The organism is Komagataeibacter xylinus, assembly GCF_031081985.1.
Taxonomy (GTDB): Bacteria; Pseudomonadota; Alphaproteobacteria; order Acetobacterales; family Acetobacteraceae; genus Komagataeibacter; species Komagataeibacter xylinus_E.
Window position 1 is genome coordinate 108156 of sequence record NZ_JARWSK010000006.1, and the last position, 24093, is coordinate 132248.

Annotated in this window: 24 protein-coding genes; 16 read left to right on the forward strand and 8 right to left on the reverse strand. The window is 65.6% G+C overall.

The genetic code is table 11. The features are described 5' to 3' along the window. Positions 1–20: 20 nt before the first annotated feature. From kdsA to tpiA, 4 genes are all read right to left on the reverse strand, one after another. Complete coding sequence (gene kdsA / locus QEG70_RS12385; protein ID WP_308720955.1) at positions 21–869, reverse strand: 3-deoxy-8-phosphooctulonate synthase; 849 nt, start codon at positions 867–869, stop codon at positions 21–23. After that, positions 866–2500 (reverse strand): CTP synthase, encoded by a 1635-nt coding sequence (locus QEG70_RS12390; RefSeq protein WP_308720956.1) that lies wholly within the window; start codon positions 2498–2500, stop codon positions 866–868. Before QEG70_RS12390 ends, kdsA begins: the two co-directional genes overlap by 4 nt. A 128-nt stretch (positions 2501–2628) precedes the next feature. Beyond that, a complete protein-coding gene (gene secG, locus QEG70_RS12395) occupies positions 2629–2922 on the reverse strand; it encodes a preprotein translocase subunit SecG (protein ID WP_110569213.1) in 294 nt (97 codons plus the stop codon). Positions 2923–2959: 37 nt separating this feature from the next. After that, on the reverse strand, positions 2960–3703 hold the full coding sequence (gene tpiA / locus QEG70_RS12400) for a triose-phosphate isomerase (RefSeq protein ID WP_308720957.1): 744 nt from the start codon (positions 3701–3703) through the stop codon (positions 2960–2962). On the opposite strand from tpiA, the gene QEG70_RS12405 reads away from it, so the two are divergent. From QEG70_RS12405 to QEG70_RS12470, 14 genes are all read left to right on the forward strand, one after another. Further along, on the forward strand, positions 3702–3842 hold the full coding sequence (locus QEG70_RS12405) for a hypothetical protein (RefSeq protein WP_156470301.1): 141 nt from the start codon (positions 3702–3704) through the stop codon (positions 3840–3842). The two genes, tpiA and QEG70_RS12405, sit on opposite strands and share 2 nt — an antisense overlap. A 124-nt stretch (positions 3843–3966) precedes the next feature. Next, a complete protein-coding gene (locus tag QEG70_RS12410; protein WP_308720958.1) occupies positions 3967–5901 on the forward strand; it encodes a peptidylprolyl isomerase in 1935 nt (644 codons plus the stop codon). Between the two features lie 56 nt (positions 5902–5957). Next, positions 5958–7463 carry an anthranilate synthase component I gene (gene trpE, locus QEG70_RS12415; protein WP_374762603.1) on the forward strand — a complete coding sequence of 502 codons (1506 nt, stop codon included), beginning with the start codon at positions 5958–5960 and terminating at the stop codon, positions 7461–7463. 101 nt (positions 7464–7564) lie between these two features. Then, on the forward strand, positions 7565–8161 hold the full coding sequence (locus QEG70_RS12420; RefSeq protein WP_308721106.1) for an anthranilate synthase component II: 597 nt from the start codon (positions 7565–7567) through the stop codon (positions 8159–8161). Positions 8162–8167: 6 nt separating this feature from the next. After that, on the forward strand, positions 8168–9502 hold the full coding sequence (gene trpD / locus QEG70_RS12425; RefSeq protein ID WP_308720960.1) for an anthranilate phosphoribosyltransferase: 1335 nt from the start codon (positions 8168–8170) through the stop codon (positions 9500–9502). A gap of 18 nt (positions 9503–9520) precedes the next feature. Then, positions 9521–10414, forward strand: a complete 894-nt coding sequence (gene trpC / locus QEG70_RS12430; RefSeq protein ID WP_308721107.1) for an indole-3-glycerol phosphate synthase TrpC — start codon at positions 9521–9523, stop codon at positions 10412–10414. Continuing rightward, the gene (gene moaC, locus QEG70_RS12435) at positions 10411–10902 is read left to right on the forward strand and encodes a cyclic pyranopterin monophosphate synthase MoaC (protein WP_308720961.1); all 492 of its coding nucleotides are present in this window, start codon (positions 10411–10413) and stop codon (positions 10900–10902) included. Before trpC ends, moaC begins: the two co-directional genes overlap by 4 nt. 135 nt (positions 10903–11037) lie before the next feature. Next, entirely contained in the window at positions 11038–11997 is a 960-nt protein-coding gene (gene pdhA, locus QEG70_RS12440; RefSeq protein ID WP_308721108.1) for a pyruvate dehydrogenase (acetyl-transferring) E1 component subunit alpha, read from the forward strand. A gap of 7 nt (positions 11998–12004) precedes the next feature. Then, entirely contained in the window at positions 12005–13360 is a 1356-nt protein-coding gene (locus QEG70_RS12445) for a pyruvate dehydrogenase complex E1 component subunit beta (RefSeq protein WP_308720962.1), read from the forward strand. Positions 13361–13372: 12 nt separating this feature from the next. Beyond that, on the forward strand, positions 13373–14605 hold the full coding sequence (locus QEG70_RS12450; protein WP_308720963.1) for a pyruvate dehydrogenase complex dihydrolipoamide acetyltransferase: 1233 nt from the start codon (positions 13373–13375) through the stop codon (positions 14603–14605). 13 nt (positions 14606–14618) lie between these two features. After that, entirely contained in the window at positions 14619–16028 is a 1410-nt protein-coding gene (gene lpdA / locus QEG70_RS12455; protein ID WP_308720964.1) for a dihydrolipoyl dehydrogenase, read from the forward strand. Between the two features lie 150 nt (positions 16029–16178). Next, positions 16179–17171 (forward strand): lipoyl synthase, encoded by a 993-nt coding sequence (lipA, locus tag QEG70_RS12460; RefSeq protein WP_129551302.1) that lies wholly within the window; start codon positions 16179–16181, stop codon positions 17169–17171. Further along, entirely contained in the window at positions 17172–17654 is a 483-nt protein-coding gene (locus QEG70_RS12465) for a type II toxin-antitoxin system RatA family toxin (protein WP_308720965.1), read from the forward strand. Positions 17655–17687: 33 nt separating this feature from the next. After that, entirely contained in the window at positions 17688–17969 is a 282-nt protein-coding gene (locus tag QEG70_RS12470) for a hypothetical protein (protein WP_308720966.1), read from the forward strand. Between the two features lie 162 nt (positions 17970–18131). Here the strand turns inward: QEG70_RS12470 and QEG70_RS12475 are convergent, their stop codons facing one another. From QEG70_RS12475 to QEG70_RS12490, 4 genes are read right to left on the reverse strand one after another with little or no spacing between them, the layout of a single operon-like run. Continuing rightward, positions 18132–18635 carry a CinA family protein gene (locus tag QEG70_RS12475; protein WP_308720967.1) on the reverse strand — a complete coding sequence of 168 codons (504 nt, stop codon included), beginning with the start codon at positions 18633–18635 and terminating at the stop codon, positions 18132–18134. Between the two features lie 34 nt (positions 18636–18669). Next, the gene (locus QEG70_RS12480; RefSeq protein ID WP_308720968.1) at positions 18670–19134 is read right to left on the reverse strand and encodes a phosphatidylglycerophosphatase A family protein; all 465 of its coding nucleotides are present in this window, start codon (positions 19132–19134) and stop codon (positions 18670–18672) included. Next, entirely contained in the window at positions 19134–21107 is a 1974-nt protein-coding gene (locus tag QEG70_RS12485) for a lytic transglycosylase domain-containing protein (protein ID WP_308720969.1), read from the reverse strand. The genes QEG70_RS12480 and QEG70_RS12485 overlap by 1 nt, the downstream gene beginning before the upstream one ends. Further along, a complete protein-coding gene (locus QEG70_RS12490) occupies positions 21107–21709 on the reverse strand; it encodes a YjbE family putative metal transport protein (RefSeq protein WP_308720970.1) in 603 nt (200 codons plus the stop codon). The genes QEG70_RS12485 and QEG70_RS12490 overlap by 1 nt, the downstream gene beginning before the upstream one ends. 229 nt (positions 21710–21938) lie before the next feature. Here QEG70_RS12490 and purB point away from each other — a divergent pair, with 229 nt between their 5' ends. Together purB and QEG70_RS12500 are read left to right on the forward strand one after the other, a co-directional pair. Beyond that, positions 21939–23291, forward strand: coding sequence for an adenylosuccinate lyase (gene purB / locus QEG70_RS12495; RefSeq protein ID WP_308720971.1), 1353 nt, complete (start codon positions 21939–21941; stop codon positions 23289–23291). Between the two features lie 42 nt (positions 23292–23333). Further along, positions 23334–24074: an NRDE family protein gene (locus tag QEG70_RS12500; protein ID WP_308720972.1), complete on the forward strand. Its 741-nt coding sequence runs from the start codon at positions 23334–23336 to the stop codon at positions 24072–24074. The last annotated feature ends 19 nt before the right edge of the window (positions 24075–24093 follow it).

Here is a 24093-nt window from a genome sequence, read left to right on the forward strand (position 1 = left end):
GCGGCGATCTTCTGAAGCTTTTAGAGGATTTCATCCGGCGGGGTCTGCTTGGTCAACCGGTCATAGCGCAGCAGGGTGGCCAGCAGGTCTTCCATGGCCGAGAGCGGCAGCATGGTCGCGCCATCGCTCGGGGCCGTGTCGGGGTCGGGATGGGTCTCGATAAACAGGCCCGCCACGCCAATGGCCAGAGCCGCGCGCGCCAGAATGGGTGCGAACACGCGCTGCCCGCCCGAGGCCGAACCCAGGCCGCCGGGCTGCTGCACCGAATGCGTGGCATCATAGATTACAGGGTAACCCGTACCTGCCATGATGGGCAGCGCCCGCATGTCATTGACCAGCGTGTTGTAGCCAAACGACGTGCCGCGCTCGCACAGCATGATGCGTTCGTTACCGGTCGAGGCGACCTTGGCCGCCACGTTCGCCATGTCCCACGGGGCAAGGAACTGCCCCTTCTTGATGTTGATGGCAGCCCCGGTCTGGCCTGCTGCCAGCAACAGGTCGGTCTGGCGGCACAGGAAGGCGGGGATCTGGAGCACATCGGCCACTTCCGCCACCGGCGCGCACTGCTCGGGCTGGTGCACGTCGGTGAGGACCGGCATGCCAAAACGCGCGCGCACCTGTGAGAGGATATCAAGCCCCTGTGCCATGCCCACGCCGCGCGCGCCGTTGATGGAGGTGCGGTTGGCCTTGTCGAACGAACTTTTATAGATCAGCCCGATGCCGAGGCGCTTCGCCATGCCCTGCAGGGCATCGGCCACCTCGGTTGCATGCTGGGCGGACTCGATCTGGCATGGCCCCGCAATCAGCACGAACGGGTGTTCGTTGCCAACCGCAAGCGCGCCGATATCGACCGTGGCGTGCGTTGTCATCGCTTGGCCGCCGCGTGCGCCACTGCCGCCTTGATGAAGCCGGAGAACAGCGGATGCGGGTCAAACGGCTTGGAGAGCAGCTCGGGGTGGTACTGCACCGCAATGAACCACGGATGGTCGGGGTATTCCACCACTTCAGGCAGGATATTGTCAGGCGACATGCCCGAAAAGCGCAGGCCGGTCTTTTCCAGCTGCTCGCGGTAATGCACGTTGACCTCGTAGCGGTGGCGATGGCGCTCGCGGATGTCGGTGCGGCCATAGGTCTCGGCTGCCCGTGAGCCTTCAGCAAGTTTGGCGGGGTAGGCGCCAAGGCGCATGGTACCGCCAAGTTCGCCGCCTTCGCGCCGGCGCAGCAGTTCGTTGCCGCGTGCCCATTCGGTCATCAGGCCCACCACCGGCTGGTCGGTAGGCCCGAATTCGGTCGAAGATGCATCGGGAATGCCCGCAAGGTTGCGCGCGCATTCCACCACCGCCATCTGCATGCCAAAGCAGATGCCCATGAAGGGGATGTTGTTCTCACGCGCATAGCGCACGGCGCGGATCTTGCCTTCCGATCCGCGCTCGCCAAACCCGCCGGGCACCAGAATGGCGTCGCTGCGGGCCAGCATGTTCACCGCGTCGTCCGATTTCTCGAAGCTTTCGGCCTCGACCCAGTTCAGCCGCACGCGCGCACGGTTGGCAATGCCGCCATGCTGCAGCGCCTCGATGAGCGATTTGTAGCTGTCGAGCAGGGCAGTGTATTTGCCCACCACCGTCACCACCACCTCGCGGTCGGGGTGGCGCACGGCGTCAACGATCTTCTCCCACCGCGACAGGTCGGGGGCCGTATCGGTCGGCAGGCCGAAATGGTGCAGCACCTCGGTGTCCATGCCCTCGGCATGATACGAGATGGGGCAGGCATAGATCGTATCCACATCGCGCGCGGCAATGACGGCCTGCGGGCGCACGTTGCAGAAATTGGCGATCTTGCGGCGCTCGTTTTCCGGTATTTCCCGGTCCGAGCGGCAGACGAGCATCTGCGGCTGGATGCCCACGTTCTGCAGTTCCTTGACCGAATGCTGCGTGGGCTTGGTTTTCAGTTCACCCGCAGCCGCGATCCAGGGCAGCAGGGTGAGGTGGATGAACATGGTCTGGTCAGGTGCGAGGTCATTGCGCAACTGCCGGATGGATTCAAGGAAGGGCAGGCTCTCGATATCGCCCACCGTGCCGCCGATCTCGACCAGCACGAAGTCAAGATCCTCGGTATCCGCCACGATCGTTTCCTTGATCGAGTCGGTAATGTGGGGAATGACCTGTACGGTGGCGCCAAGGTAGTCGCCACGCCGCTCGCGCGCGATCACGCCGGAATAGATCTGCCCCGTGGTGGCATTATCCGCCTTGGTGGCGGGCACGCCGGTAAAGCGTTCATAATGCCCAAGGTCGAGATCCGTCTCGGCACCGTCGTCGGTCACGAAGACCTCGCCGTGCTGGTAGGGACTCATGGTCCCCGGATCGACATTGAGATAGGGGTCAAGCTTGCGCAAACGGACCCGATAGCCACGGGTCTGGAGCAGGGCAGCAAGGGCAGCCGAAGCGATGCCTTTGCCGAGGGAGGACACCACGCCGCCGGTGATGAATACAAACCGCGTCATGGATGGCCTTCCTACACTGCTTGCAGCCCACGCGCAAAGCCTACCTGCGGGCTGATTAAAAAAATAAAAAGCCCCCGCCCCACATATGCGGGGCAGGGGCTGCTGCCCGTGCCCGAAAGGGGCCGGGCTTACTTGCCTGCGGGGGCCGAAGTTGCGGGCGGCTGGGCCAGGATATCGTGGCCAACCCCGCTCGAGGCACCCCGGTTCATGACCGCGAGCGTGAGCGAGAGCACCATGAACGCCGTGCCGAGCACCGCGGTCGAGCGGGTGAGCAGCGTTGCCGTGCCGCGCCCGGACATGAAGGAGCCCATGCCCTGCGAGCCGCCGATTCCAAGGCCGCCACCCTCGCTGCGCTGGATCAGGATGGTGCCGATCAGCGCGATGGTGACGAACAGGTGCAGTAGAAGAAGAACTGTGATCATGCGTCTTTCCAGTAGATCCCCGCAGGCCGCGCGGCAATCACGATGCGCGGGCGGCGCGGACAAGCGGCACGAAGGACTCGGCCTTCAGGCTGGCATTGCCCACCAGCGCCCCGTCAACGTGTTCGACAGGCAGGATATCGGTGACATTGCGTGCGTTAACGGACCCACCATAAAGGATTCGGATCGTTTTGCCAGCTTCACCGAACTGCCGCACCAGTTCGGCGCGGATAAAGGCGGACATATCGGCAATATCCTGCTGTGATGCAGCCTGCCCGGTGCCGATGGCCCAGATCGGCTCATAGGCCACGATGCCTGTAAAGCCCTGCGGCAGCGAGCCCTCGAGCTGCCAGCCCACGGTGGCCTGCGAATCCCCTGATGAGCGCTGGTCGTCGTTCTCGCCCACGCACACGATGGGGGTGAGGCCGGCGGCCATGGCGGCAACGGCTTTCTCGCGCACCGTCTCGTCAAGCTCATGGTGCTCGGCACGGCGCTCGGAATGGCCAAGGATGACATACTGCACCCCGAGGTCGACCAGCATGGGGGCGGAAATATCGCCCGTGTGCGCGCCTGATGCATCCTTGTGGCAATCCTGCGCGCCAAGGGCGATGCCGGCCGCCTTCAGTTTTGGTGCAAGGCGGGCAAGCTGCGTAAAGGGCGGGCAGACCACCACGTCGGCGCGGGTGGGCAGGCTCGCCAGTTCCGTAGCCAGCGCGTCTGTCAGCGCATCCGCATCCGCGCTCAGGCCGTTCATCTTCCAGTTGCCAACAATGATCTGTTTCATGTTTCCCCTCCTGGCCATGGCCCGGTCGTGCGGCCTGCGGGCGGCACGGGGCATGGCGATGATGGCGGCAAGCCTACACCACGGCTGCGGCGGCGTTGCAACCCGCGCGCGCGGCACAACCGGCCCGCATGCATGCTAGCGCTGGTCAAACCGCTACCGTGACCGTATGGTGCCCGACCGGAAAACAGGGCCGCCCGCACGGCGTACGGGGTGCGCGGGTCTGATCCGTCCGCGTTTGTCTTGGTCCTGGTGCAGGGTTTTTCATGCTGTCTTTTCTGTATCGCGTGTTTGTCGATTCATGGGTGGGGCGTATCGTCGCCGGGCTGTTCTTCCTGGCCTTCATCGGTTTTGGCGTGGGCGACGTGCTGCTCAATATCGGCACCGAGCGCGCCGACGTGGCCGCCCGCGTGGGCAACCGCCCCATACTGGTGCAGACCTACCAGACCGCGTTGCAGACCGAGATGCCGCAGGTGGCGCAGTCCATGCACCTTGCCGACCCCTCGCAAATTCCCGCCGCCACGCGTGAGCAGGTGGCCCAGCAGGTGCTCGGCCGCCTCATGCTGCAGGCCGAGATTGCAGAGGCTGCGGACCGTCACGGCCTGATCGTGCCCGATTCCGTGGTGCGCGACGAAATCTTCTCCATCCCTGCCTTCAAGGGGCGCGATGGCCAGTTCGACCGCGCCCTGTTCAATGACCGCCTGCGCCGCAGCGGCATGACCGAGGGCCGCCTGATCGAGCTGGTGCAGCAGGAGCAGGCCTCGCGCGTGCTGCTGCAGCCGATTCGTGATGGCGTGACCGCCCCTGATGTAATGGTGCGCCGCATATTCGATTTCGAGGCCCAGACCCGCACCATCGACCTCGTGCGCGTGCCCTTTGACGCGCAGAACGTGATCGCCACCCCCACCGCAGCCCAGCTTGCCCGCTACCAGGCGAACCACCCGTGGGAATTTACCGTGCCGGAATACCGCCATGCCCGCATCGTGGTGCTGTCGGCCGATACGATCGGCCAGCGGCTGGATATTACCGATGCCGACCTGCACCAGGCCTACGAGGCGCAGGCCCAGACCTTCAACCAGCCCGAGCGGCGCAGCGTGCAGATCGTGACCGTGCCGACCGAGGACCGTGCAAAGGCGCTCGCCGCGCAGTGGACGGATGGCGGCGCGTGGGCCAGCGTGCAGAAAAACGCGGGCAAGGATGCGGCGGCGGTGGAGCTGCCGGGCATCAAGGTGGGCGACGTGCCCTCGGCCGATCTGGGCAGGCAGATCTTCGCAGCCCCCGCCAATGCAACGCAGGGGCCGATCAAGAGCGAGGGGGGCTGGGTCGTCTTTCGTGTGACAGCCATCAATGCCGCCCATTCCACGCCCTTTGATGAGGTGAAGCAGGCCCTGCACGACAAGCTGGCGCATGATCGCGCCCAGGCGCTGCTGGCCGACCGCGTGAAGAAGCTGCAGGATGCGATTGCAGGCGGCGGGCTTGACGCCATTCCCACCGATCTCGCCGCTACCGCCGTCTCGGGTGACCTGGACGCGCAGGGCCTGACGCATGAGGGCACGCCCGCGCCCATTCCCGGCAGCGATGCCGCCCGGCAGGCCATTATCGCGCGCGTGTTCTCGCAGGCCAAAGGGGCGAACCCCGAACTGGTGCAGGGGCCGGATGGCGTGTGGTACGCCGTTGCGGTTGATGGTGTGACCCCGGGTCATGTGCAGACCCTGGCCGAGGCCGGGCCGAAGGTTGCCACCGCGTGGCAGGCGGCGGCCCGTCGCCACATGGCCGACGAGCAGGCCACCGCCTATTACACGCAGGCGGCAGCGCAGGGCGGGCTTGGCCATGTCAGCCCCGCCATTGCCGGGCTTGAGCACAGCCAGCCGATCTCGCCCATGCAGCCCGCGCCCGAAATCCCGCGTGAGGTGGCGGCCCTGATCTTCCGCCTGTCGCAGCCGGGGCAGAGTGTCATGACGCAGGCAGGCGATGCGTACGTCGTGGCCACGCTCACCACCATCAACCACCCCGACCCCGCCACCCAGAAAAACCTGTATGACCGGGTGCGCGCCGGGCTGGGCCAGTCGATGGGCGATGATATTGAAATGAGCTATGGCGCGGCCCTTGAAGGCATCGTCAAGCCCAAGCCAAATAACAGTGCCATTCAGGCGGTGATGGCGGAAGTGACTGGCCAGCAGAAGGCGGGAGCAGCACAGTGAGCGTACAGACGGCAGGCCCCGGGGCCTCTCTTGACCACGAAGGGCGCGACGCGGCGCTGGCCCGACTGCGGGCAGGGCAGGCCGGTGTGGCGTGGCGTATCGAGCCTGCCGACCTGCTCACGCCGGTCGCGGCCTTCCTGCGGCTGGCAAAGCTGGCGCGCAGCCATGGCGGCGGCAATGGTGGGCATAACGCCTTCCTGCTTGAAAGCGTCGAGGGGGGGACTTCGCGCGGGCGCTACTCGGTCATTGGCCTGCTGCCCGACCTGATCTGGCGCTGCCATGATGGCCGGGCCAGCATATGCCACGACCCGGCAGCGCCCAGCCATGTCTTCACGCCCGAGGCCGAGGCCCCGCTGGTCTCGCTGCGGCGCATCCTGCATGAAAGCCGCATCGACCTGCCCGAGGGTCTGCCTCCCATGACCGGCGGCGTGTTCGGTTACCTTGGCTATGACATGGTGCGCCAGGTCGAGCACCTGCCTGACATGCCCGCCGATGACCTGAACCTGCCCGAAGGCATCCTGATCCGCCCCGGCCTGTTCGCCATATTCGACACCGTGCGCGATGAACTGCTGCTGGCAAGCCCGCTGCGCCCCCGGCCCGGTGTTGCGCCCGAGACCATATGGGACGAGGGGCAGGCCCGGCTGCAACAGGCCCGCGCGGCGCTCTCCACCCCGGTGGAGCTGCCTGATGCGCCCGCGGGCGAGATCGAGGCGCCGGTGCCGCAATCCACGCTGTCGCGTGAGGCGTTCTGCGATATCGTGCGCAGGTTGCAAGACTACATCGCGGCGGGCGATGCGTTCCAGATCGTGCCGAGCCAGCGCTTCAGCGCGGCCTTCACGCTGCCGCCCTTTGCGCTGTACCGCGCGCTGCGGCGCATCAATCCGGCACCTTTCCTGTTCTATCTCGACCTTGACGGGTTCAGCCTTGTCGGTTCCTCCCCCGAGATCCTGGTGCGCCTGCGCGAGGGCACGATGACCGTGCGCCCGCTGGCTGGCACCCGCCCGCGTGGCCACACCACGGCGGAGGATCTGGCGCTGGAAGAGGACCTGCTTGCCGACCCCAAGGAGCGCGCCGAGCACCTGATGCTGATCGACCTCGGCCGCAACGATGTGGGTCGGGTGTGCGAACTTGGCTCGGTCAAGGTGACCGAGCAGTTCGTGATCGAACGCTTCAGCCATGTCATGCACATCTCGTCCAACGTGGAAGGCAGGCTGCGGCCGGGGCTCGAGGCGCTTGATGCCCTGATGGCGGGCTTCCCCGCTGGCACGCTGACGGGCGCCCCCAAGATCCGTGCCATGCAGATCATTGACGAGGTGGAGCCCACCCGCCGCGCCACCTATGCCGGGTGCATCGGCTATTTTGGCCCCGATGGCGACATGGATACCTGCATCGGCCTGCGCATGGCGGTGGTCAAGGACGGGCGGATGTACGTGCAGGCGGGCTGCGGCGTGGTGGCCGACAGCGTGCCCGAGGCGGAATACGAGGAAACGCGCCAGAAAGCCCGCGCCCTGTTTCGCGCGGCGGAGGAAGCTGTGCGTTTTGCTACGGATGACGGCGCATAAGGCGATTTGATAGCGGCGGCGTACATGATAGGATGCGCCCAGACATGCCGGGGCAGGCCGCAGGGTTTGACCCGGCCCAGCGGAAAAGCCATGATACGCCCATGATCCTCCTGATCGACAATTATGACAGTTTCACGTTCAATCTCGTCCATTACCTCGGTGACCTGGGCGAGAGATGCGATGTGTACCGTAACGATGCCATCAGCGTGGAAGAGGCGCTTGCGCTCAGGCCTGAGGCCATTGTCATCTCGCCCGGTCCCTGTTCGCCCAACGAGGCCGGGATCTGCTGCGACCTGATTGCCGCCGCCGCGGGCAGGGTGCCGGTCTTTGGCGTCTGCCTTGGCCACCAGGCCATTGGTCAGGTCTTTGGCGGCAAGGTGGTCCGGTCACCCGTGCCCATGCATGGCAAGGTCTCGCCGGTCTATCATGACGGCACCGATATTTTCACCGGCCTGCCGGACCCCTTCAACGCCACCCGCTACCACAGCCTGACGGTCGACCCCGACAGTCTGCCCGATACGCTCGTCGCCACCGCCCATACCTCCGATGGCGTGATCATGGGCCTGCGCCACGCCAGCCTGCCGATCTTTGGCGTGCAGTTCCACCCCGAGAGCATCGCTTCGGAATATGGCCACGAGATCATGGCCAATTTCCTGTCCATCGCGCGGGGCGAGAACACACCGCGCAAGGCCGCCTGAGCGGGCATGGGCGGCATGACGGATACGCCCCCCACAGCGAAGGCCGCGTTCGGGGATATCGTGCAGCGTATCGTGGGGCCGGGCCATGTGCCGACGGAGGTGGCGCGGGCCGGACTTGATCAGATCACGAACGGCAATGTGGACGAGATCCCGGCCATCGCGTTTCTGACCGCGTTGCGCATGCGCGACCTGATAAGCGCCGACCCCGTGGAACTGGAAGGCGTGATGCGGCAGCGGCCGGCCGATCCATCACCATGCTCCGCCAGGTTCCGCACTATTCTTGATACCGTGCTTGACGGCGACAGACTCATGCCCGACATGGCGCGTGAAGCCTTTGGCCTGATCATGGACGGCGCGGTGGGCGAGGGCATGCTGGCCGCCTTCCTGACCGCGCTGCACATGCGTGGCGAAAGCGTGGGCGAGCTGGAAGCCGCCGTGCAGGCCATGCGCGCGCGCATGCTGGCCGTGCCGGACATGCCTGTAGGCGCGATCGATGTATGCGGCACCGGCGGCGACGGGCTGGGCACGCTCAATGTCTCGACCGCCGTGGCCTTCGTGCTTGCAGCGCTTGGGGTGCCGGTGGTCAAGCATGGCAACCGCGCCCTGTCATCGCGCTCGGGTGCGACCGACGTGCTGCTGGAACTTGGCGTGCCGATGCCCGTTGAGGCTAGGCCGATCGGGCAGATGGTGGCGGCGCATAACGTGACGTTTCTGGCCGCAACCAGCCACCATCCCGCCATGCGGCATGTGGGGGCCGTGCGTCGCGCGCTGGGGTTTCGCACCATTTTCAACCTTGTCGGCCCGCTTTCCAACCCCGCCGGGGTCAGGCGGCAGCTCGTGGGCGTGTTCGCGCCGCAATGGCTTGACGTGATGGCGCGCACGCTCCGCGCCCTGGGCTCCGAGCGGGTCTGGGCAGTAAGTGGGGATTGCGGGCAGGGGCGCTTTATTGATGAACTGACCCTTGCCGGCCCCACCCAGGCCTGCGTGCTGGAAGATGGCCAGATCCACAGCCTGACCATCATGCCCGAAAAGACCGGCCTGCAACCTGCTCCCATCGCGGCCATTGCAGGCGGCGCGCCTGCCCATAATGCCGCTGCCCTGCGCGCGCTGGCGGCGGGCGGACAGGGCGCCTACCGTGATACCGTGCTGCTCAATGCAGCGGTGGCATTGCATGTGGCGGGGCGAGGGGACAATATCATGCACGGTGGCGTGATTGACTATGCCGCCCTGCACGAGAACATCCGCCAGGCTGCGGGTGTGCTCGACAATGGCGCGGTCGCGGCCGTGCTGGAGGGTGTCCGGCAGTTCCGGGCAGACGGGCCAAACAGAGTAACAGGGTAAAACATGAACGACACGCCAATGACCTCCCCCCAGACAGGCAGTGTCCAGCCCGTGGATGTGGACAGCATTCCCGATGTTCTGGAACGTATCTGTGCACGGACCCGGGTGGACGTGGCGCAGCGTGCCAAGGTCATGCCGCTGAAGGAAATCACTGCCCGGGCTCGTGAGGTGAACACGCCCCCGCGCGGCTTTGGCCAGGCGCTGAAGCAGAAGACCGCCGACCACCAGATCGGCCTGATCGCGGAAATCAAGAAGGCATCGCCTTCCGCCGGTATCCTGCGCCCCGACTATGAGCCGACCGTCATTGCCGAAGCCTACGAGGCGGCGGGGGCTGCGTGCATTTCCGTGTTGACCGAGGGCTCATGCTTCCATGGCAGCGCCGAGGACCTGACCCGCGTGCGCGAGGCGTGCAAACTGCCCATCCTGCGCAAGGACTTCATCATCGACCCGTGGCAGGTGCATGAAAGCCGCCTGATGGGCGCTGACTGCATCCTGCTCATCATGGCCATCCTGACCGATGCCGAAGCCGCCGAGCTGCTCGACATCGCCCGTGGCCTCGATATGGATGTGCTCGTTGAAGTGCATGATGAAGGCGAACTCAACCGCGCGCTGGCCCTCGATACCTCGCTGATCGGCATCAACAACCGCAACCTCAAGACCCTCCAGACCGATATCGAGACCACCTGCCGCCTCGCCCCCCTGGTGCCGCCCGACCGGATCATCGTGTCAGAAAGCGGCATCCGCACGCATGCGGATGTGATGAAGCTCAACGCCGTGGGCGCATCGGGCTTCCTGGTGGGCGAGAGCCTGCTGCGTCATGAGGATGTGGGGGCCGCCGTGCATGCCCTGCTCGGCACCACCGCCCCGGCCAGCCCGGATGCGGCAGCCCCACCGGCCGAGAGCACGCCATGACCGCACCCCGCCTGTCACACCTCGATGCGGCGGGGCACGCGGTCATGGTCGATGTCTCGGCCAAGCCTGACACGCGGCGCGAGGCCGTGGCGCATGGCCATATAAAAATGCGCGCTGAAACGCTGGGCCTGATCCTGGCCGGGGCCATGCCCAAGGGCGATGTGCTGGCCACGGCGCGCATCGCGGGCATCATGGCGGCCAAGAAAACGGCGGAACTGATCCCGCTGTGCCACCCGCTGGCCATTGCCTCCGTCAAGGTGGAACTTGTGCCAGACAGGGCAGGCGAGGGGATCGACATTACCGCGCGCGTGCGCACCACGGGGCCGACCGGGGTGGAGATGGAGGCGCTGACGGCGGCCTCCGTCGCGGCGTTGACCTTATATGACATGTGCAAGGCCGTGGAGCGCGACATGGAAATTGGTCAGATCCATGTGATCCATAAATCCGGCGGCGCGTCTGGCACTTATGACCGTGCATCAGGTTCCTGATGGCACCGACAACACCCTGCAATCGCAACGGCTGCCCTACCCTGCGCGGGTGGCGGCACGGGCACCATGAACCAAGGACGTTCGATGAGTAACGAGACCGATCCCGGCCTGGGGGGCGGGCATAACAGCCGCGCCATGACCGAAGCCGACCTGAAGCATGCCTATTACCAGATGGTGCTGATCCGCCGCTTCGAGGAGCGTTCGGGCCAGCTTTATGGCATGGGGCTGATTGGCGGGTTCTGCCACCTGTATATCGGGCAGGAAGCCGTTGTGGTCGGAATCCAGATGGAACTCAAGCAGGGCGACAAGATCATCACCTCCTATCGCGATCATGGCCAGATGCTCGCCGCAGGCATGGACCCGCGCGGGGTTATGGCTGAACTGACCGGACGTGAAGGAGGCTACTCCCACGGCAAGGGGGGGTCGATGCACATGTTCTCGAGCGAGAAACATTTCTATGGTGGCCACGGCATCGTGGGCGCGCAGGTCTCGCTGGGCATCGGGCTGGCATTCGCCAACAAGTATCGCGGCACGGACGAGGTCTCGGTCACGTATTACGGCGAGGGCGCCTCCAACCAGGGCCAGGTTTACGAGAGCTTCAACCTCGCCGCCCTGCACAAGCTGCCCTGCCTGTTCGTGCTGGAAAACAACCGCTACGGCATGGGCACCAGCGTGGAGAGGGCCTCGGCCTCGAAGGCGCTGTGGCGCAATGGCGAGCCGTGGGGCATTCCCGGCATGTATGTCGATGGCATGGACGTGCAGGCCGTGCGCGCGGCAGCAGCCGAGGCCGTGGCCCATTGCCGTGCGGGCAAGGGCCCGGTGCTGCTCGAGGTCGATACCTATCGCTATCGTGGTCATTCCATGTCCGACCCGGCAAAATACCGCCAGCGCTCGGAAGTGGATGAGATCCGCAAGACCCAGGACCCCATCGACCGCGTGCGCCGCGAACTGCTGGCCATGGGCGTTGAAGAAAACGAACTGAAAGCCATGGACGAACAGGTCAAGGCGGTCGTGACCGATGCGGCGGCGTTTGCCCAGACCAGTCCCGAGCCCGACCCCTCGGAGCTGTGGACGGACATACTGGTGGAAAGCTGATCTAGAGATGGCAACAGAAATACTCATGCCCGCCCTTTCTCCGACCATGAAGGAGGGGAAGGTGGCCCGCTGGCTGCGCAAGCCCGGTGACGCGATTGCCGCAGGCGACGTGATTGCCGAGATCGAGACCGACAAGGCCACGATGGAAGTCGAGGCCGTGGACGAAGGGACGCTTGGCCAGATCCTGGTGCCCGAAGGCACCGAGAACGTGGCGGTCAACACGCCCATCGCCGTTCTGCTGGCCCAAGGCGAGGATGCATCCGCCATGCCGGCGGCAGTCCCCACGGCGGCGGCAAGGCCTGCGGCGGCCCAGCCCTCGTGCGTGCCCTCCGTCGCCCCGCCAACAGCCGCTCCTGTCGCCCCGCAGCCCGAAAAGGACTGGGGCGAGACCGCCGAGATTACCGTGCGCGAAGCGCTGCGTGACGCCATGGCCGCCGAACTTGCGCGTGATGAGGACGTGTTCCTGATCGGTGAGGAAGTGGCCCAGTACCAGGGGGCCTACAAGGTCTCGCAGGGGCTGCTCGACCAGTTTGGCGAGAAGCGGGTGATCGACACGCCCATTACCGAGCAGGGCTTCACCGGCATGGCCATTGGCGCGGCCCTGACCGGGCTCAAGCCGATTGTCGAGTTCATGACCATGAACTTCGCCATGCAGGCCATTGACCAGATCATCAACTCGGCGGCCAAGACGCGCTACATGTCGGGCGGGCAGATGTCGTGCCCCATCGTGTTCCGTGGCCCCAATGGCGCGGCGGCCCGCGTGGGGGCCCAGCATTCGCAGTGCTATGCAAGCTGGTACGGCCATGTGCCGGGGCTGAAGGTGGTCGCACCCTGGTCGGCGGCGGATGCCAAGGGCCTGCTGCGCGCGGCCATCCGCGACCCCAACCCGGTCGTGTTCCTTGAAAACGAGATCCTGTACGGCCAGCGCTTTCCCTGCCCGGTGGATGAGGACTTCATCCTGCCCATCGGCAAGGCCAAGGTGGAGCGCGAGGGGCGTGACGTGACCATCGTCACCTTCTCCATCATGGTGGGCGTGGCCCTTGAGGCGGCGGCAAAACTGGCCGAGCAGGGCATCGAGGCGGAGGTGATCAACCTGCGCACCATCCGCCCGCTCGATACCCAGACCGTGGTGGACAGCGTGAAGAAGACCAGCCGCCTCGTTACGGTGGAAGAAGGCTGGCCGTTTGCAGGCATCGGCGCGGAAGTGGCCATGCAGGTGATCGAGCATGCGTTCGACTACCTCGACGCCCCACCGGTGCGCGTGGCGGGGGCTGACGTGCCCATGCCGTTCGCCGCCAACCTTGAAAAGCTGGCCCTGCCCAATACGGACTGGATCATCAATGCCGTCCGGCAGGTTGTGTGAGGGGAACGCGCGATGTCCATCAACATCCTGATGCCAGCCCTTTCGCCCACCATGAAGGAAGGCACGCTGGCCCGCTGGCTCAAGGCGGAGGGCGACACGATTGCCGCAGGCGACGTGATTGCCGAGATCGAGACCGACAAGGCCACGATGGAAGTCGAGGCCGTGGATGAAGGCATTCTGGGCCGCATCCTGATCGAGGGCGGCACGCACGGCATTGCCGTCAACACGCCCATCGCCATTCTGGTGGCGCAGGGGGAAAGCGTGCCGGATGCGCCCGCACCGGCTGCCCCGGCAGCTTCACCCGCACCCGCGCCATCTGCCCCGGCAGCAGCAAAGCCCGCCGCAGCGGCTCCGGCTGCTGCACCGGCCAAAGGCACGCGCGTGTTTGCCTCCCCGCTGGCCCGCCGCATTGCAGCGCAGAAGGGCATTGACCTTGCCAGCCTCAAGGGCAGCGGCCCCAACGGGCGCATCGTGCGCCGTGACGTGGAGCAGGCTGCTGCCGCCCCGGCGCCGAAGGCTGCGACACCTGCGGCTGTGGTGGAAGAAGCGGGCTTCGAGAGCATTCCGCACACCACCATGCGCAAGGTCATTGCGCGCAGGCTGACGGAATCCAAGTCCACCGTGCCGCATTTCTATGTGGAAATGGACGTGGAGCTTGATGCGCTGCTGGCCCTGCGCAGCCAGATGAACGCGGCCTCGCCCGACGAGGGGCCGGGGGCGTACAAGATTTCCGTCAACGACATGCTGGTCAAGGCGGCAGCGGTGACGCTGCGCCGGGTGCCGCAGGTCAACGTGTCTTTCACCGAGGAGGCCGTGCGGGTCTATGAAGACGTGGACATCTCGGTCGCCGTCTCCATCCCCGATGGGCTGATCACGCCCATCGTGCGCAAGGCCGACACCAAGAGCCTGCGCCAGATCAGCCTCGAGACACGCGACCTCGTGGCGCGTGCGCGGGCGGGCAAGCTCAAGCCCGAGGAATTCCAGGGCGGCACCTTCTCCATCTCCAATATGGGGATGTATGGGGTCAAGGCGTTCTCGGCCATTCTCAACCCGCCGCAGGCGGCCATCCTCGCCATTGCGGCAGGTGAGCGCAGGCCGGTGGTCAAGGGTAACGAGATCACCATCGCCACTGTCATGACTGTCACGCTCTCGGTCGATCACCGTGTGGTGGATGGCGCGCTGGCGGCGCAGTGGGTATCGGCCTTCCGCAAGGTGGTCGAAAACCCCATGAGCCTTGTGGTCTGAGGGAGCGCGTTCAATGAGCACCACACAGTTTGATGTGATCGTGATTGGCGGCGGCCCCGGCGGGTATGTCGCGGCCATCCGCGCGGCCCAGCTCAAGCTGAAGGTCGCGGTGGTGGAAGCCGCGGCCCTTGGCGGCATCTGCCTCAACTGGGGCTGCATTCCCACCAAGGCGCTGCTGCGCGCCTCCGAGATCAACCACCTGCTGCATAACCTTGGCGAGTTCGGCTTTGCTGCCGATAACGTGCGCTTTGACTTTGACAAGGTGGTCAAGCGCTCGCGCGCGGTTTCGGCGCAGCTTTCGGCAGGTGTTGCCCACCTGCTTAAAAAGCACAAGGTCACGGTCATCAGCGGCTTTGGCAAGCTGGCCGGAACGGCTGGGGCCAACCGCAAGGTCTCGGTCAGCGTGGAGGGCAGGGAGACCACCGTGCTGACCGCGCCGAACGTGATCGTGGCCACCGGCGCGCGTGCCCGCGTGTTGCCGGGGCTGGAGCCTGACGGGAAGCTGGTCTGGTCCTACCGCGAGGCCATGGTGCCCAAGGCCATGCCGCGCAGCCTGCTGGTGATCGGCTCGGGCGCGATTGGCGTGGAGTTCGCCTCCTTCTACCGCAACATGGGTGCCGAGGTGACCATTGTGGAAGTGGCCGACCGCATCCTGCCGGTGGAAGATGCCGAGATCAGCGGCTTTGCGCGCAAGGCGCTGGAAAAGCAGGGCATGAAAATCCTGACCGGGGCGACGCTGGGCAAAATCACCAAGGCCGAGAATTCGGTTACGATAGACATAACCGCTGGCGGCAAGACCGCGCCCGTTACGGTCGAGCGCGTGATCTCGGCGGTGGGTATTGTCGGCAATGTCGAGAATATCGGCCTTGAGGGCACGGCCATCAAGGTGGACCGCACCCATATCACGGTCGATCCCTACTGCCGCACGGGCGAGAAGGGCGTGTTCGCCATTGGCGACATCGCGGCCCCGCCGTGGCTTGCCCACAAGGCCAGCCATGAGGGCGTGATGGTGGCGGAACTGATCGCGGGCCGCGAAGTGCACCCGATCAGCCCCATGAACATTCCCGGCTGCACCTATTGCCGCCCGCAGGTGGCCTCCGTCGGGTTGAGCGAGGAGAAGGCGAAGGCCGCGGGTTACAAGATCCGCGTGGGTCGCTTCCCGTTCATTGGCAACGGCAAGGCGATTGCGATGGGCGAACCCGAGGGCATGGTCAAGACCATCTTCGATGATGCGACGGGCGAACTGCTCGGCGCGCACATGGTCGGCGCGGAAGTGACCGAGATGATCCAGGGCTACGTGATCGCCCGCACGGGTGAGCTGACCGATGGCGAACTGAAGGAAACGGTCTTCCCGCACCCCACCATATCCGAGACCATGCACGAGGCCGTGCTGGCCGCGTATGACGGGGCGCTGCATATCTGACACCCGCTGAAAGCCGGGGGCAGGGGCCATACCGCACCCTGATCGTGCGGTTGTGATCCTGCGCCCGGCTCAGGGTGGCAAGAATGCTTGACGTCTTGCTGCAGGCGTTTCACTTCTGGTTATCTGCCTGTTTACGGGATTTTTTGCATCATGTCCGTGCGTTTGATGATCGACCACCGCAAGAAGGGTGAAGCCACGCTGCGCCATCCAGAAAAGGCGCACAGGCCCGATAACCCGATTGCCCGCAAGCCGGAGTGGATCCGCGTGCGCGCGCCCAACCACCCCACCTATCACGAGACGCGCAAGCTCATGCGCGACAACAACCTCGTGACGGTGTGCGAGGAGGCGGCCTGCCCCAATATTGGCGAATGCTGGTCGCAGCGCCACGCCACCATGATGATCATGGGCGAGATCTGCACCCGCGCCTGCGCGTTCTGCAATGTCACCACCGGCCTGCCCAACGCGCTTGACGGGGATGAACCCGGGCGCGTGGCCGATGCGGTGGCGAAGCTGGGCCTGCGGCATGTGGTCATTACATCGGTGGACCGTGACGACCTGCCTGATGGGGGGGCGCATCACTTTGCCCGCGTGATTGGTGCGATCCGTGCCAGCGCGCCTGACACCACCATCGAGATCCTCACACCCGACTTTCTGCGCAAGCCCGGCGCGCTTGAGGTGGTGGTCCGCGCCCGGCCCGATGTGTTCAACCACAATCTCGAGACCGTGCCCCGGCTGTACACCACCATCCGCCCCGGCGCGCGGTACTACCAGTCGATGCGCCTGCTTGATGACGTGAAGCGGATGGACCCCTCCATCTTCACAAAATCGGGATTGATGCTGGGTCTGGGCGAGGAACGGCCCGAAATCCTTCAGGTCATGGATGACCTGCGCATTGCGGACGTTGATTTCATCACCCTGGGGCAATATCTCCAGCCTACGGTCAAGCATGCTGCGGTAGCCCGGTTCGTAACGCCTGAGGAATTTGCCGATTATGCGGGCATGGCCCGGGTGAAGGGCTTCCTGCAGGTCAGTTCCTCGCCCCTGACCCGGTCGTCGTACCATGCGGATTCAGATTTTGCGCAGCTACGCGCCGCACGTGAACAACGCCTGAAGGCAGAGCGTGGCGCAATGGAGATCAAGTAGATGCCCACCCATGCCGAACGTCGGCTTATCGCCTATTCGCCCAGCCAGCTTTTTGAACTGGTGGCCGACGTCGGGAAATACCCCCAGTTCCTGCCGTGGTGCACCAGTGCGCGCGTGCGCACGCGCACCGCAACCGAACTGGTGGCTGACCTGACCATCGGGTTCGGGCCCTTCCGCGAGACATTTACCAGCCGTGTCCTGCTTGAAGCGCCCAGCACCATCCGCGTCAGCTACGAGAAGGGGCCATTCCGTTACCTCAACAACGTCTGGACCTTCACGCCCGAGCCGCGTGGCTGCCTGGTCGATTTCTTTGTGGATTTCGAGTTCAAGTCCCGCCTGTTGCAGGCCGCGATCGGGGTGGTGTTCAACGAGGCGGTGCGCCTCATGGTCTCGGCCTTCATCCGGCGTGCGCGTGATATTTACGGCCCGCCGCCCGCAGCCGAGCCCGCGCAGGTGAGCGCCGCCAAGGCAGGCAACGCCTGATCCGCCCGTATCGACGACAGGGAAAAACACTTCATGAACAGGATTCTCCCCGCCCTTATGGGGGCCGCACTTGTGTGCGTGGCCCCGCTGGCTTACGCTGCCTCGCCTGCGCCGCACAAGGTGCAGGCCCCCGCGCCCGGCAGCGATGCCGAGACTGCTGACCTGAACGAGCAGAGCCTGCAAAAGGCCCGCGCCTCACTTCAGGCTCCCGCGCCGACAGCATCTGCTGGCCACCCCGTGCAGGCACAGGGCACGGGCCAGACCGCAAGCCCCATCCGCGTGCCGGAAACCGGCAGCACGGTGGCCGGGTACTAGGTCGCGTCAGCTTGTCCTGAAAAAAGAAGAAAGTTTTTGGTTAAGCTTTTTTCAAAAAGCTTAAGATTGTTGAAAAACAATTTATTAATAGAGAAAATAAAAGCCTCTGAGTGTTGCCTTTTTGAAAAAGCTTCACCAAAAACTTCTGTTATTATGTTGCCCTTATTCCGCCGCCAGCCGACCCGCGTGGTCAAGCAGCAGGCCAAGGGCCGCGCGTACGGCCTGGGTGCGGATATCCCACCGCTCACCCGCAAAATGGTGCGAGACCGTATGCACCGTGCCGCCACCCGCCACGGCAAACCAGACCAGCCCCACCGGCTTGCCCGGCATGGCCCCGCCGGGGCCTGCAATGCCGGTAATGGCGACTGACAGGTTGGCATCGGGCGCATGACCGAGCGCGCCCTGCGCCATGGCGGCGGCCACCTCGCGGCTGACCGCGCCATAGTCTTCCAGCAGTTTCAGCGGCACGCCCAGCGCATGATGCTTCATGCTGTTGGAGTAGGTGACAAAACCGCCGCATACGACATCGGACGCGCCAGCGGCCTCGGTCAGGGCGGCAGTCAGCAGGCCGCCGGTGCAGCTTTCCGCCGTGACAACGCGCTGGCCTGCGGCGCGCAGGCGGGCCAGGGCATCGGGCATGTGGCTTAGAAAGGTATCAGGTAACATCGGCGGCGTTCTCCTCTTCAGGGGCGTCAACGCATCAGGCAAGGCAACGGATGCCTGCCAGAATTGCGGCCGCGATAAGTCCGGCCACCACGTCATCACCCATGATGCCAAGCGCATCATGCCTGCGGTCGAACCAGCCCACCGGGCCGGGCTTGGTAATGTCGAACAGGCGGAACAGAACGAAGGCCAGCGCCAGCCACAGCCCATCGGCCCAGCGCAGGCCGTCAAGCGGTAGCGGGGCGAGGGGGAACATGGCAATCCACATGCCCGCCACCTCATCGATCACGATCCAGCCGTGATCTTCCCCGCCAGAGGCAAGCTGTGTGGCGCGGTAGCCCACAAAGGTCACCACCAGCACCGCCAGCGCCATCCATAGCCATTGCCCCAGCAGCGGCACGCCCACAATCAGGGCGGCAAGCGAACCGACCGTGCCCGGCGCGCGCGGCGCAAAGCCGGTGCCACAGAAACTGGCAATGAAGCGGGCGGGAGAAAACGTCATCAGCCAGCCCCCAGCGCCGGGTCGGTCGCCTGATAGATGGCCATGTTTTCCTCCACCCGTTCCACGTAGTTACGCGTCTCGCCAAACGGAATGCTCTCGATCCAGTCCAGCATGGCATCGGGCACCGGGGTGTCGCGCGCGGGGTTGCCCAGGGTGAGCAGCCAGCCATCGGTGCGGTGGGGGCCTGCGTTATAGGCGGCGGCCACGTAGGGCACGGCACCGCCCACGCGCTGGGCAATATCGGCCAGGTAGGCCGCGCCAAGCTGCATGTTCAGGTCGGGGTTGGTCAGGCTGGCCGCGCTGACATTCACGTTCAGGCCCGCCTTGCGCGCGACTTCACGCGCGGTCGGCACGAGCAGCTGCATCAGGCCCACCGCATGGGCAGGGCTGACCACGCCTGCGTCAAACCCGCTTTCCTGCCGGGTTATGGCCAGTTCCACATCGGGTGGCAGGGTGCTCGTGGGCGGCGCGCAGGCGCGGGGCCAGCCCTCATGCACCAGTGTCAGCCCATCCTTGCCTGCCAGGCGGGCCACCATCACGGCGGCATCGGGCATGCCAAGGCGGGTGGCCATGCGGGCGGCGAGCACGTGGGTGATGGGACTGGTGCCCTGCGTATCAAGCGCAAGAACGAAGTCACGCGCATGGTGGCGGTCGTTCCATGCCACGAGGATCTCGGCCGCGCGGGCAAGGTCGGTGGTATCGAACCGCACGGAATCAGCCACGCTGGGGGTGGGTTCGCTCTCGCGCAGCAGTTGCGCGCGGATCTGGCGGCCCGCCTTGTCAGGTGTAATGAGCTGGTTGGCTTTGTTGCCTGCCAGCCATTCTATGGCCATCTGGCCATAAAAGGTGTTGGCGAGGCTTGCGGCCTGCGTCCATTGCGCGCGGGCCGGGCCATGGCGCCCCTGTGCCCATAGCGCACGCCCCACCCAGAACAGCCCCCGGCTGCGGGTAATGACCGGCACCGCCTGCGCCAGCGGGGCGAAATCGGCCTGTGCGTGCTCGGCATCATGCAGGTATTCCAGCCGGATCCAGCCTGCAAGGAACAGGGCATCATAATGGTTGGCCGAGCCGATATCCGCCGTGTCGCTGGCCATGAACAGCGCGTCATCCACCCGGTGGGCCAGCAAAAGGTCGCGCGCCAGCCCGTCACGCTCGCGCCAGAACACGGTGGCAATGGCGGGGGTCTGCTGTTTTTCGGTGTCCACGCCACGGGCGCGCCACAGGGCCAGCGCCTCATCAAGCCGTTGCGCGTGGTGTAGCCAGCGCAACTGGTCGAGCACCAGCGCGCCATCGGCCTGCTGCTCGGGCGGCAGGGTGCCCAGTGTATCTTCCGCCTGCGGGTCGTTGCGGCGAAAGGCCAGGCGCGCGCGGGCCACGGGCTGTTGCGTGGCTTCAAGCAGCGCCACCTGCCGGGTCGCGGCATCCACCTTGCCCGCGCGTTCCTGCCGGTCAAAGCGTTGCCAGTGGTCCTGTGGCGCAAGCTGCGGGCCGAAGCCCGCCAGCAGGGCCTGTGCCTCTGCGGGGCTGTCGGCACGGTTGATCCATGCATCACGCGCCCAGGCCACCAGTTTTTCGGGGGCGGGGGTGGCATGGGCGCAGCGCAGCAGAGTATGCACGTCCGTCAGTGGCAGGCGGGGGCACAGCGCGCCTGCTACCGTATCATCCGCTTCGCCCGCCAGTGCCTGCTGGTAGTGGGCGAGCAGAAGGCCACGCTGGGGCCAGGCAGGGTTTTCGTTCAGGAAGGTGGCGTATTCCTCCGCCGTGCCGCCAGCACCCGAGAGCAGGCGCAGATAGACCAGCAGCTTGGCCGCGATGGGGTCATCATCGGCATTGCCGGTGGCGGCCTGTCGCGGCGTGGGCCAGTCGCCCGGCGCCGTGGCTGCGGGGGCAGGGGGGGCCAGCGCCGTCATGGCCGTGGCAAGGCAGGCGGCCCGGCCGATATGGCCCAGCCGTAGGGAACGCAGCCTCGGCATCAGCCATGCCCCACATGCGACCAGACCTCGCCACCGCCCTTGACAATGAGTTCAATGGCCACCGCCAGCACCACCAGCAGCCCCACCCATGAAATCCATTTGTACCGCTCCAGCAGCCTGGCGATGAGCGAGGCCGCGACCGCCATCAGCACCACCGATATGACCAGCCCGCTCACCAGCACGCCCATATGCTCGCCCGCGGCCCCCGCCACGGCCAGCACGTTATCCAGGCTCATGGACAGGTCGGCCACGATAATGCGGATGATGGCGTTGCGCAGGGAACCGGGGGCAGGGGTGTCCGTTTCGGCATGGGTATCGCCGCGCATCTCGCGGAACATGCGCCAGCACACCCACATCAGCAGGAGGCCGCCCGCCAGTGTCAGCCCGATGATGGCCAGCAGCCTGACCGCCACCAGCGCCAGCCCGATGCGGATGACCGCCGCCCCCAGCACGCCACACAATATGGCGATTCGGCGTGACTGCTGCGGCAGGTTGCGCACCGCCATGCCCACCACGATGGCGTTATCACCCGCCAGCGTCACGTCAATCAGGACAACCTGGGCCAGTGCATAAAGGGAAGACGGGGAAAAAATGGCAGACATGGGCAGATGGATTCCTGAAGGCGAGGTCGTGCCACCGCGGCGCGGGGCGGGCTGGCAGGTGCTTTATGCCGCCGTGCGTGGGCAACATGCAATCATGCCTGTCATGACAGATTGTATGCCATGAGCGGAAAGCTGCGTGAATATAAGGGAGACGCACGGCGCAGAATTGGCTAGGAAGGCGGCCTGATCCTGATTGCCCCAAGCTTTTGAGTTAAGGAAGCCCGAGAACATGGTACCGCGCTATACCCGCCCCGTCATGGCCGCCATCTGGTCCCCCACGAACCGCTATCGCATCTGGTTCGAGATCGAGGCCCTCGCCTGCGAGGCCATGGCGGAATACGGCGCGATCCCGGCCGAGGCAGCAAAGACCATCCGCGAGAAGGGTGATGCCGCCATGGCCGCCTTCTCGCAGGCCGACCTTGACCGCATTGACGAGATCGAGGCCGAGACCCGCCACGATGTCATCGCCTTCCTGACCTGGCTGGCCGAGAAGGTCGGCCCGGACAGCCGCTTCGTGCATCTGGGCATGACCTCGTCGGATGTGCTCGACACCTGCCTGTCGGTGCAGATGGTGCAGGCGACCGACCTGCTCCTGCAGGATGTCGATGCCGTGCTCGCGGCACTCAAGCGCCGCGCGTTCGAGCACAAATACACGCTCACCATCGGCCGCAGCCATGCCATCCACGCCGAGCCGACTTCATTCGGCCTGAAAATCGCGGGCCATTATGCCGAGTTCGCCCGCAACCGCGAGCGTCTTGTCCGCGCGCGTGAGGAGATTGCCGTCTGCGCCATCTCGGGCGCTGTGGGCACCTACGCCCATATCGACCCGCGCGTTGAGGACTATGTGGCCAATAAGCTGGGCCTGAAGCCCGAGGACGTGTCCACCCAGGTCATTCCGCGTGACCGGCATGCCGCCTATTTCTGCGCGCTCGCGGTCATTGCCAGCGGCATCGAGCGGCTGGCCACCGAGGTGCGCCACCTCCAGCGCTCGGAAGTGCGCGAGGCGGAAGAGTTCTTCCACAAGGGGCAGAAGGGCTCGTCCGCCATGCCGCACAAGCGCAACCCCGTGCTGTCGGAAAACCTGACCGGGCTGGCCCGCCTCGTGCGCTCGCATGTCATCCCCGCACTCGAGAACGTGGCGCTGTGGCACGAGCGTGACATCAGCCACTCCTCCGTCGAGCGCAACATCTGCCCCGACGGCACGATCGGCCTCGACTTCGCGCTCATGCGCCTTGCGGGCATGATGGAAAAGCTGGTGGTCTACCCCGACCAGATGCAGGCCAATATCGAGAGCCTTGGCGGCGTGGTGCATTCGGGCGAAGTGCTGCTGGCCCTTGCGCGCGCGGGCATCCTGCGGGAGGATGCGTACCGCATCGTCCAGCGCAACGCCATGGAAACATGGACGAAGCTGGGCCACAAGGACGGAAAGACCTTCCGCGAGAACCTGGCCGCCGACCCCGAGGTGGCAGGCCGGGTGCCAGCGGACGTGCTCGATGCGGCCATGGACAGCAATGCCCATCTTGGCAAGATCGACCACACCTTCACCCGCGTGTTTGGTGAGGCAGGCCCCGCACGGAGCTGAAGCGCCGTGCCCTGACGGAAAACAGCAGCAGGATATCGAGGCGTGTGCACAGTCGTCATTTCCCACGATCCGGACCAGGACTGGCCGCTGCTCATGGCGGCCAACCGTGACGAACGCCTCGACCGGCCCTGGCTGCCGCCGGGGCGGCACTGGGCCGGGCAGCCCAACGTCATTGGCGGGCAGGACCAGGTGGCCGGTGGCTCGTGGCTCACGCTCAATGATGCGGGCGTTGTGGCAGGCATTATGAACCGCGTGGGCAGCCTTGGCCCCATGCCGGGCAAGAACTCGCGGGGCGCGCTGCCGCTGCTGGCAGGGCAGTTTGATACGGCACGCGCGGCGGTGGAGCACATCGCCACCATCGATGCAGGCGCATGGCGCTCGTTCAACATGATCGTGGCCGACCGGGCGGATGCGTTCTTCATCCGTGGCCCCGGTTACGGCCAGCCGCAGGTCGAGCCACTGGCCCCCGGCGTGCACATGGTCGCCACCACCGACCCCGATGACATGGGCATGCCGCGCATCGCCCGCCACCTGCCACGCTTCCGTGCGGCAACCCGGCCCGTGCCGCCGGAGTGGACCGCCTGGACCACGCTGCTGGCCGACCGCTCGCTGCCAGCGGGCAGCGAACTCAACATCCCGCCGCGCTCGGGCTTTGGCACGTGCAGTTCATCGGCCATCGGGGTGGCGGGCGATGGCCGCCGGTCGTGGTTCTTTGCCGCGGGCGCGCCTGACCGCGTGGGCTACCGGCCCATCGACATCGCGGCGCCGCCGCCACGGGCTTAAGGTAAATATGGTATCTTCC

Coding starts and splice junctions, on each gene's coding strand:
- QEG70_RS12445 (WP_308720962.1), top strand. CDS start 12,005: ATGGCAACAGAAATACTCATGCCCGCCCTTTCTCCGACCATGAAGGAG.
- moaC (WP_308720961.1), top strand. CDS start 10,411: ATGACCGCACCCCGCCTGTCACACCTCGATGCGGCGGGGCACGCGGTC.
- QEG70_RS12405 (WP_156470301.1), top strand. CDS start 3,702: ATGTTTCCCCTCCTGGCCATGGCCCGGTCGTGCGGCCTGCGGGCGGCA.
- QEG70_RS12410 (WP_308720958.1), top strand. CDS start 3,967: ATGCTGTCTTTTCTGTATCGCGTGTTTGTCGATTCATGGGTGGGGCGT.
- QEG70_RS12485 (WP_308720969.1), bottom strand. CDS start 21,107: ATGCCGAGGCTGCGTTCCCTACGGCTGGGCCATATCGGCCGGGCCGCC.
- pdhA (WP_308721108.1), top strand. CDS start 11,038: ATGACCGAAGCCGACCTGAAGCATGCCTATTACCAGATGGTGCTGATC.
- trpC (WP_308721107.1), top strand. CDS start 9,521: ATGACCTCCCCCCAGACAGGCAGTGTCCAGCCCGTGGATGTGGACAGC.
- QEG70_RS12490 (WP_308720970.1), bottom strand. CDS start 21,709: ATGTCTGCCATTTTTTCCCCGTCTTCCCTTTATGCACTGGCCCAGGTT.
- QEG70_RS12465 (WP_308720965.1), top strand. CDS start 17,172: ATGCCCACCCATGCCGAACGTCGGCTTATCGCCTATTCGCCCAGCCAG.
- lpdA (WP_308720964.1), top strand. CDS start 14,619: ATGAGCACCACACAGTTTGATGTGATCGTGATTGGCGGCGGCCCCGGC.
- QEG70_RS12475 (WP_308720967.1), bottom strand. CDS start 18,635: ATGTTACCTGATACCTTTCTAAGCCACATGCCCGATGCCCTGGCCCGC.
- QEG70_RS12470 (WP_308720966.1), top strand. CDS start 17,688: ATGAACAGGATTCTCCCCGCCCTTATGGGGGCCGCACTTGTGTGCGTG.
- tpiA (WP_308720957.1), bottom strand. CDS start 3,703: ATGAAACAGATCATTGTTGGCAACTGGAAGATGAACGGCCTGAGCGCG.
- trpD (WP_308720960.1), top strand. CDS start 8,168: ATGGGCGGCATGACGGATACGCCCCCCACAGCGAAGGCCGCGTTCGGG.
- QEG70_RS12480 (WP_308720968.1), bottom strand. CDS start 19,134: ATGACGTTTTCTCCCGCCCGCTTCATTGCCAGTTTCTGTGGCACCGGC.
- QEG70_RS12450 (WP_308720963.1), top strand. CDS start 13,373: ATGTCCATCAACATCCTGATGCCAGCCCTTTCGCCCACCATGAAGGAA.
- purB (WP_308720971.1), top strand. CDS start 21,939: ATGGTACCGCGCTATACCCGCCCCGTCATGGCCGCCATCTGGTCCCCC.
- lipA (WP_129551302.1), top strand. CDS start 16,179: ATGTCCGTGCGTTTGATGATCGACCACCGCAAGAAGGGTGAAGCCACG.
- kdsA (WP_308720955.1), bottom strand. CDS start 869: ATGACAACGCACGCCACGGTCGATATCGGCGCGCTTGCGGTTGGCAAC.
- secG (WP_110569213.1), bottom strand. CDS start 2,922: ATGATCACAGTTCTTCTTCTACTGCACCTGTTCGTCACCATCGCGCTG.
- QEG70_RS12390 (WP_308720956.1), bottom strand. CDS start 2,500: ATGACGCGGTTTGTATTCATCACCGGCGGCGTGGTGTCCTCCCTCGGC.
- QEG70_RS12420 (WP_308721106.1), top strand. CDS start 7,565: ATGATCCTCCTGATCGACAATTATGACAGTTTCACGTTCAATCTCGTC.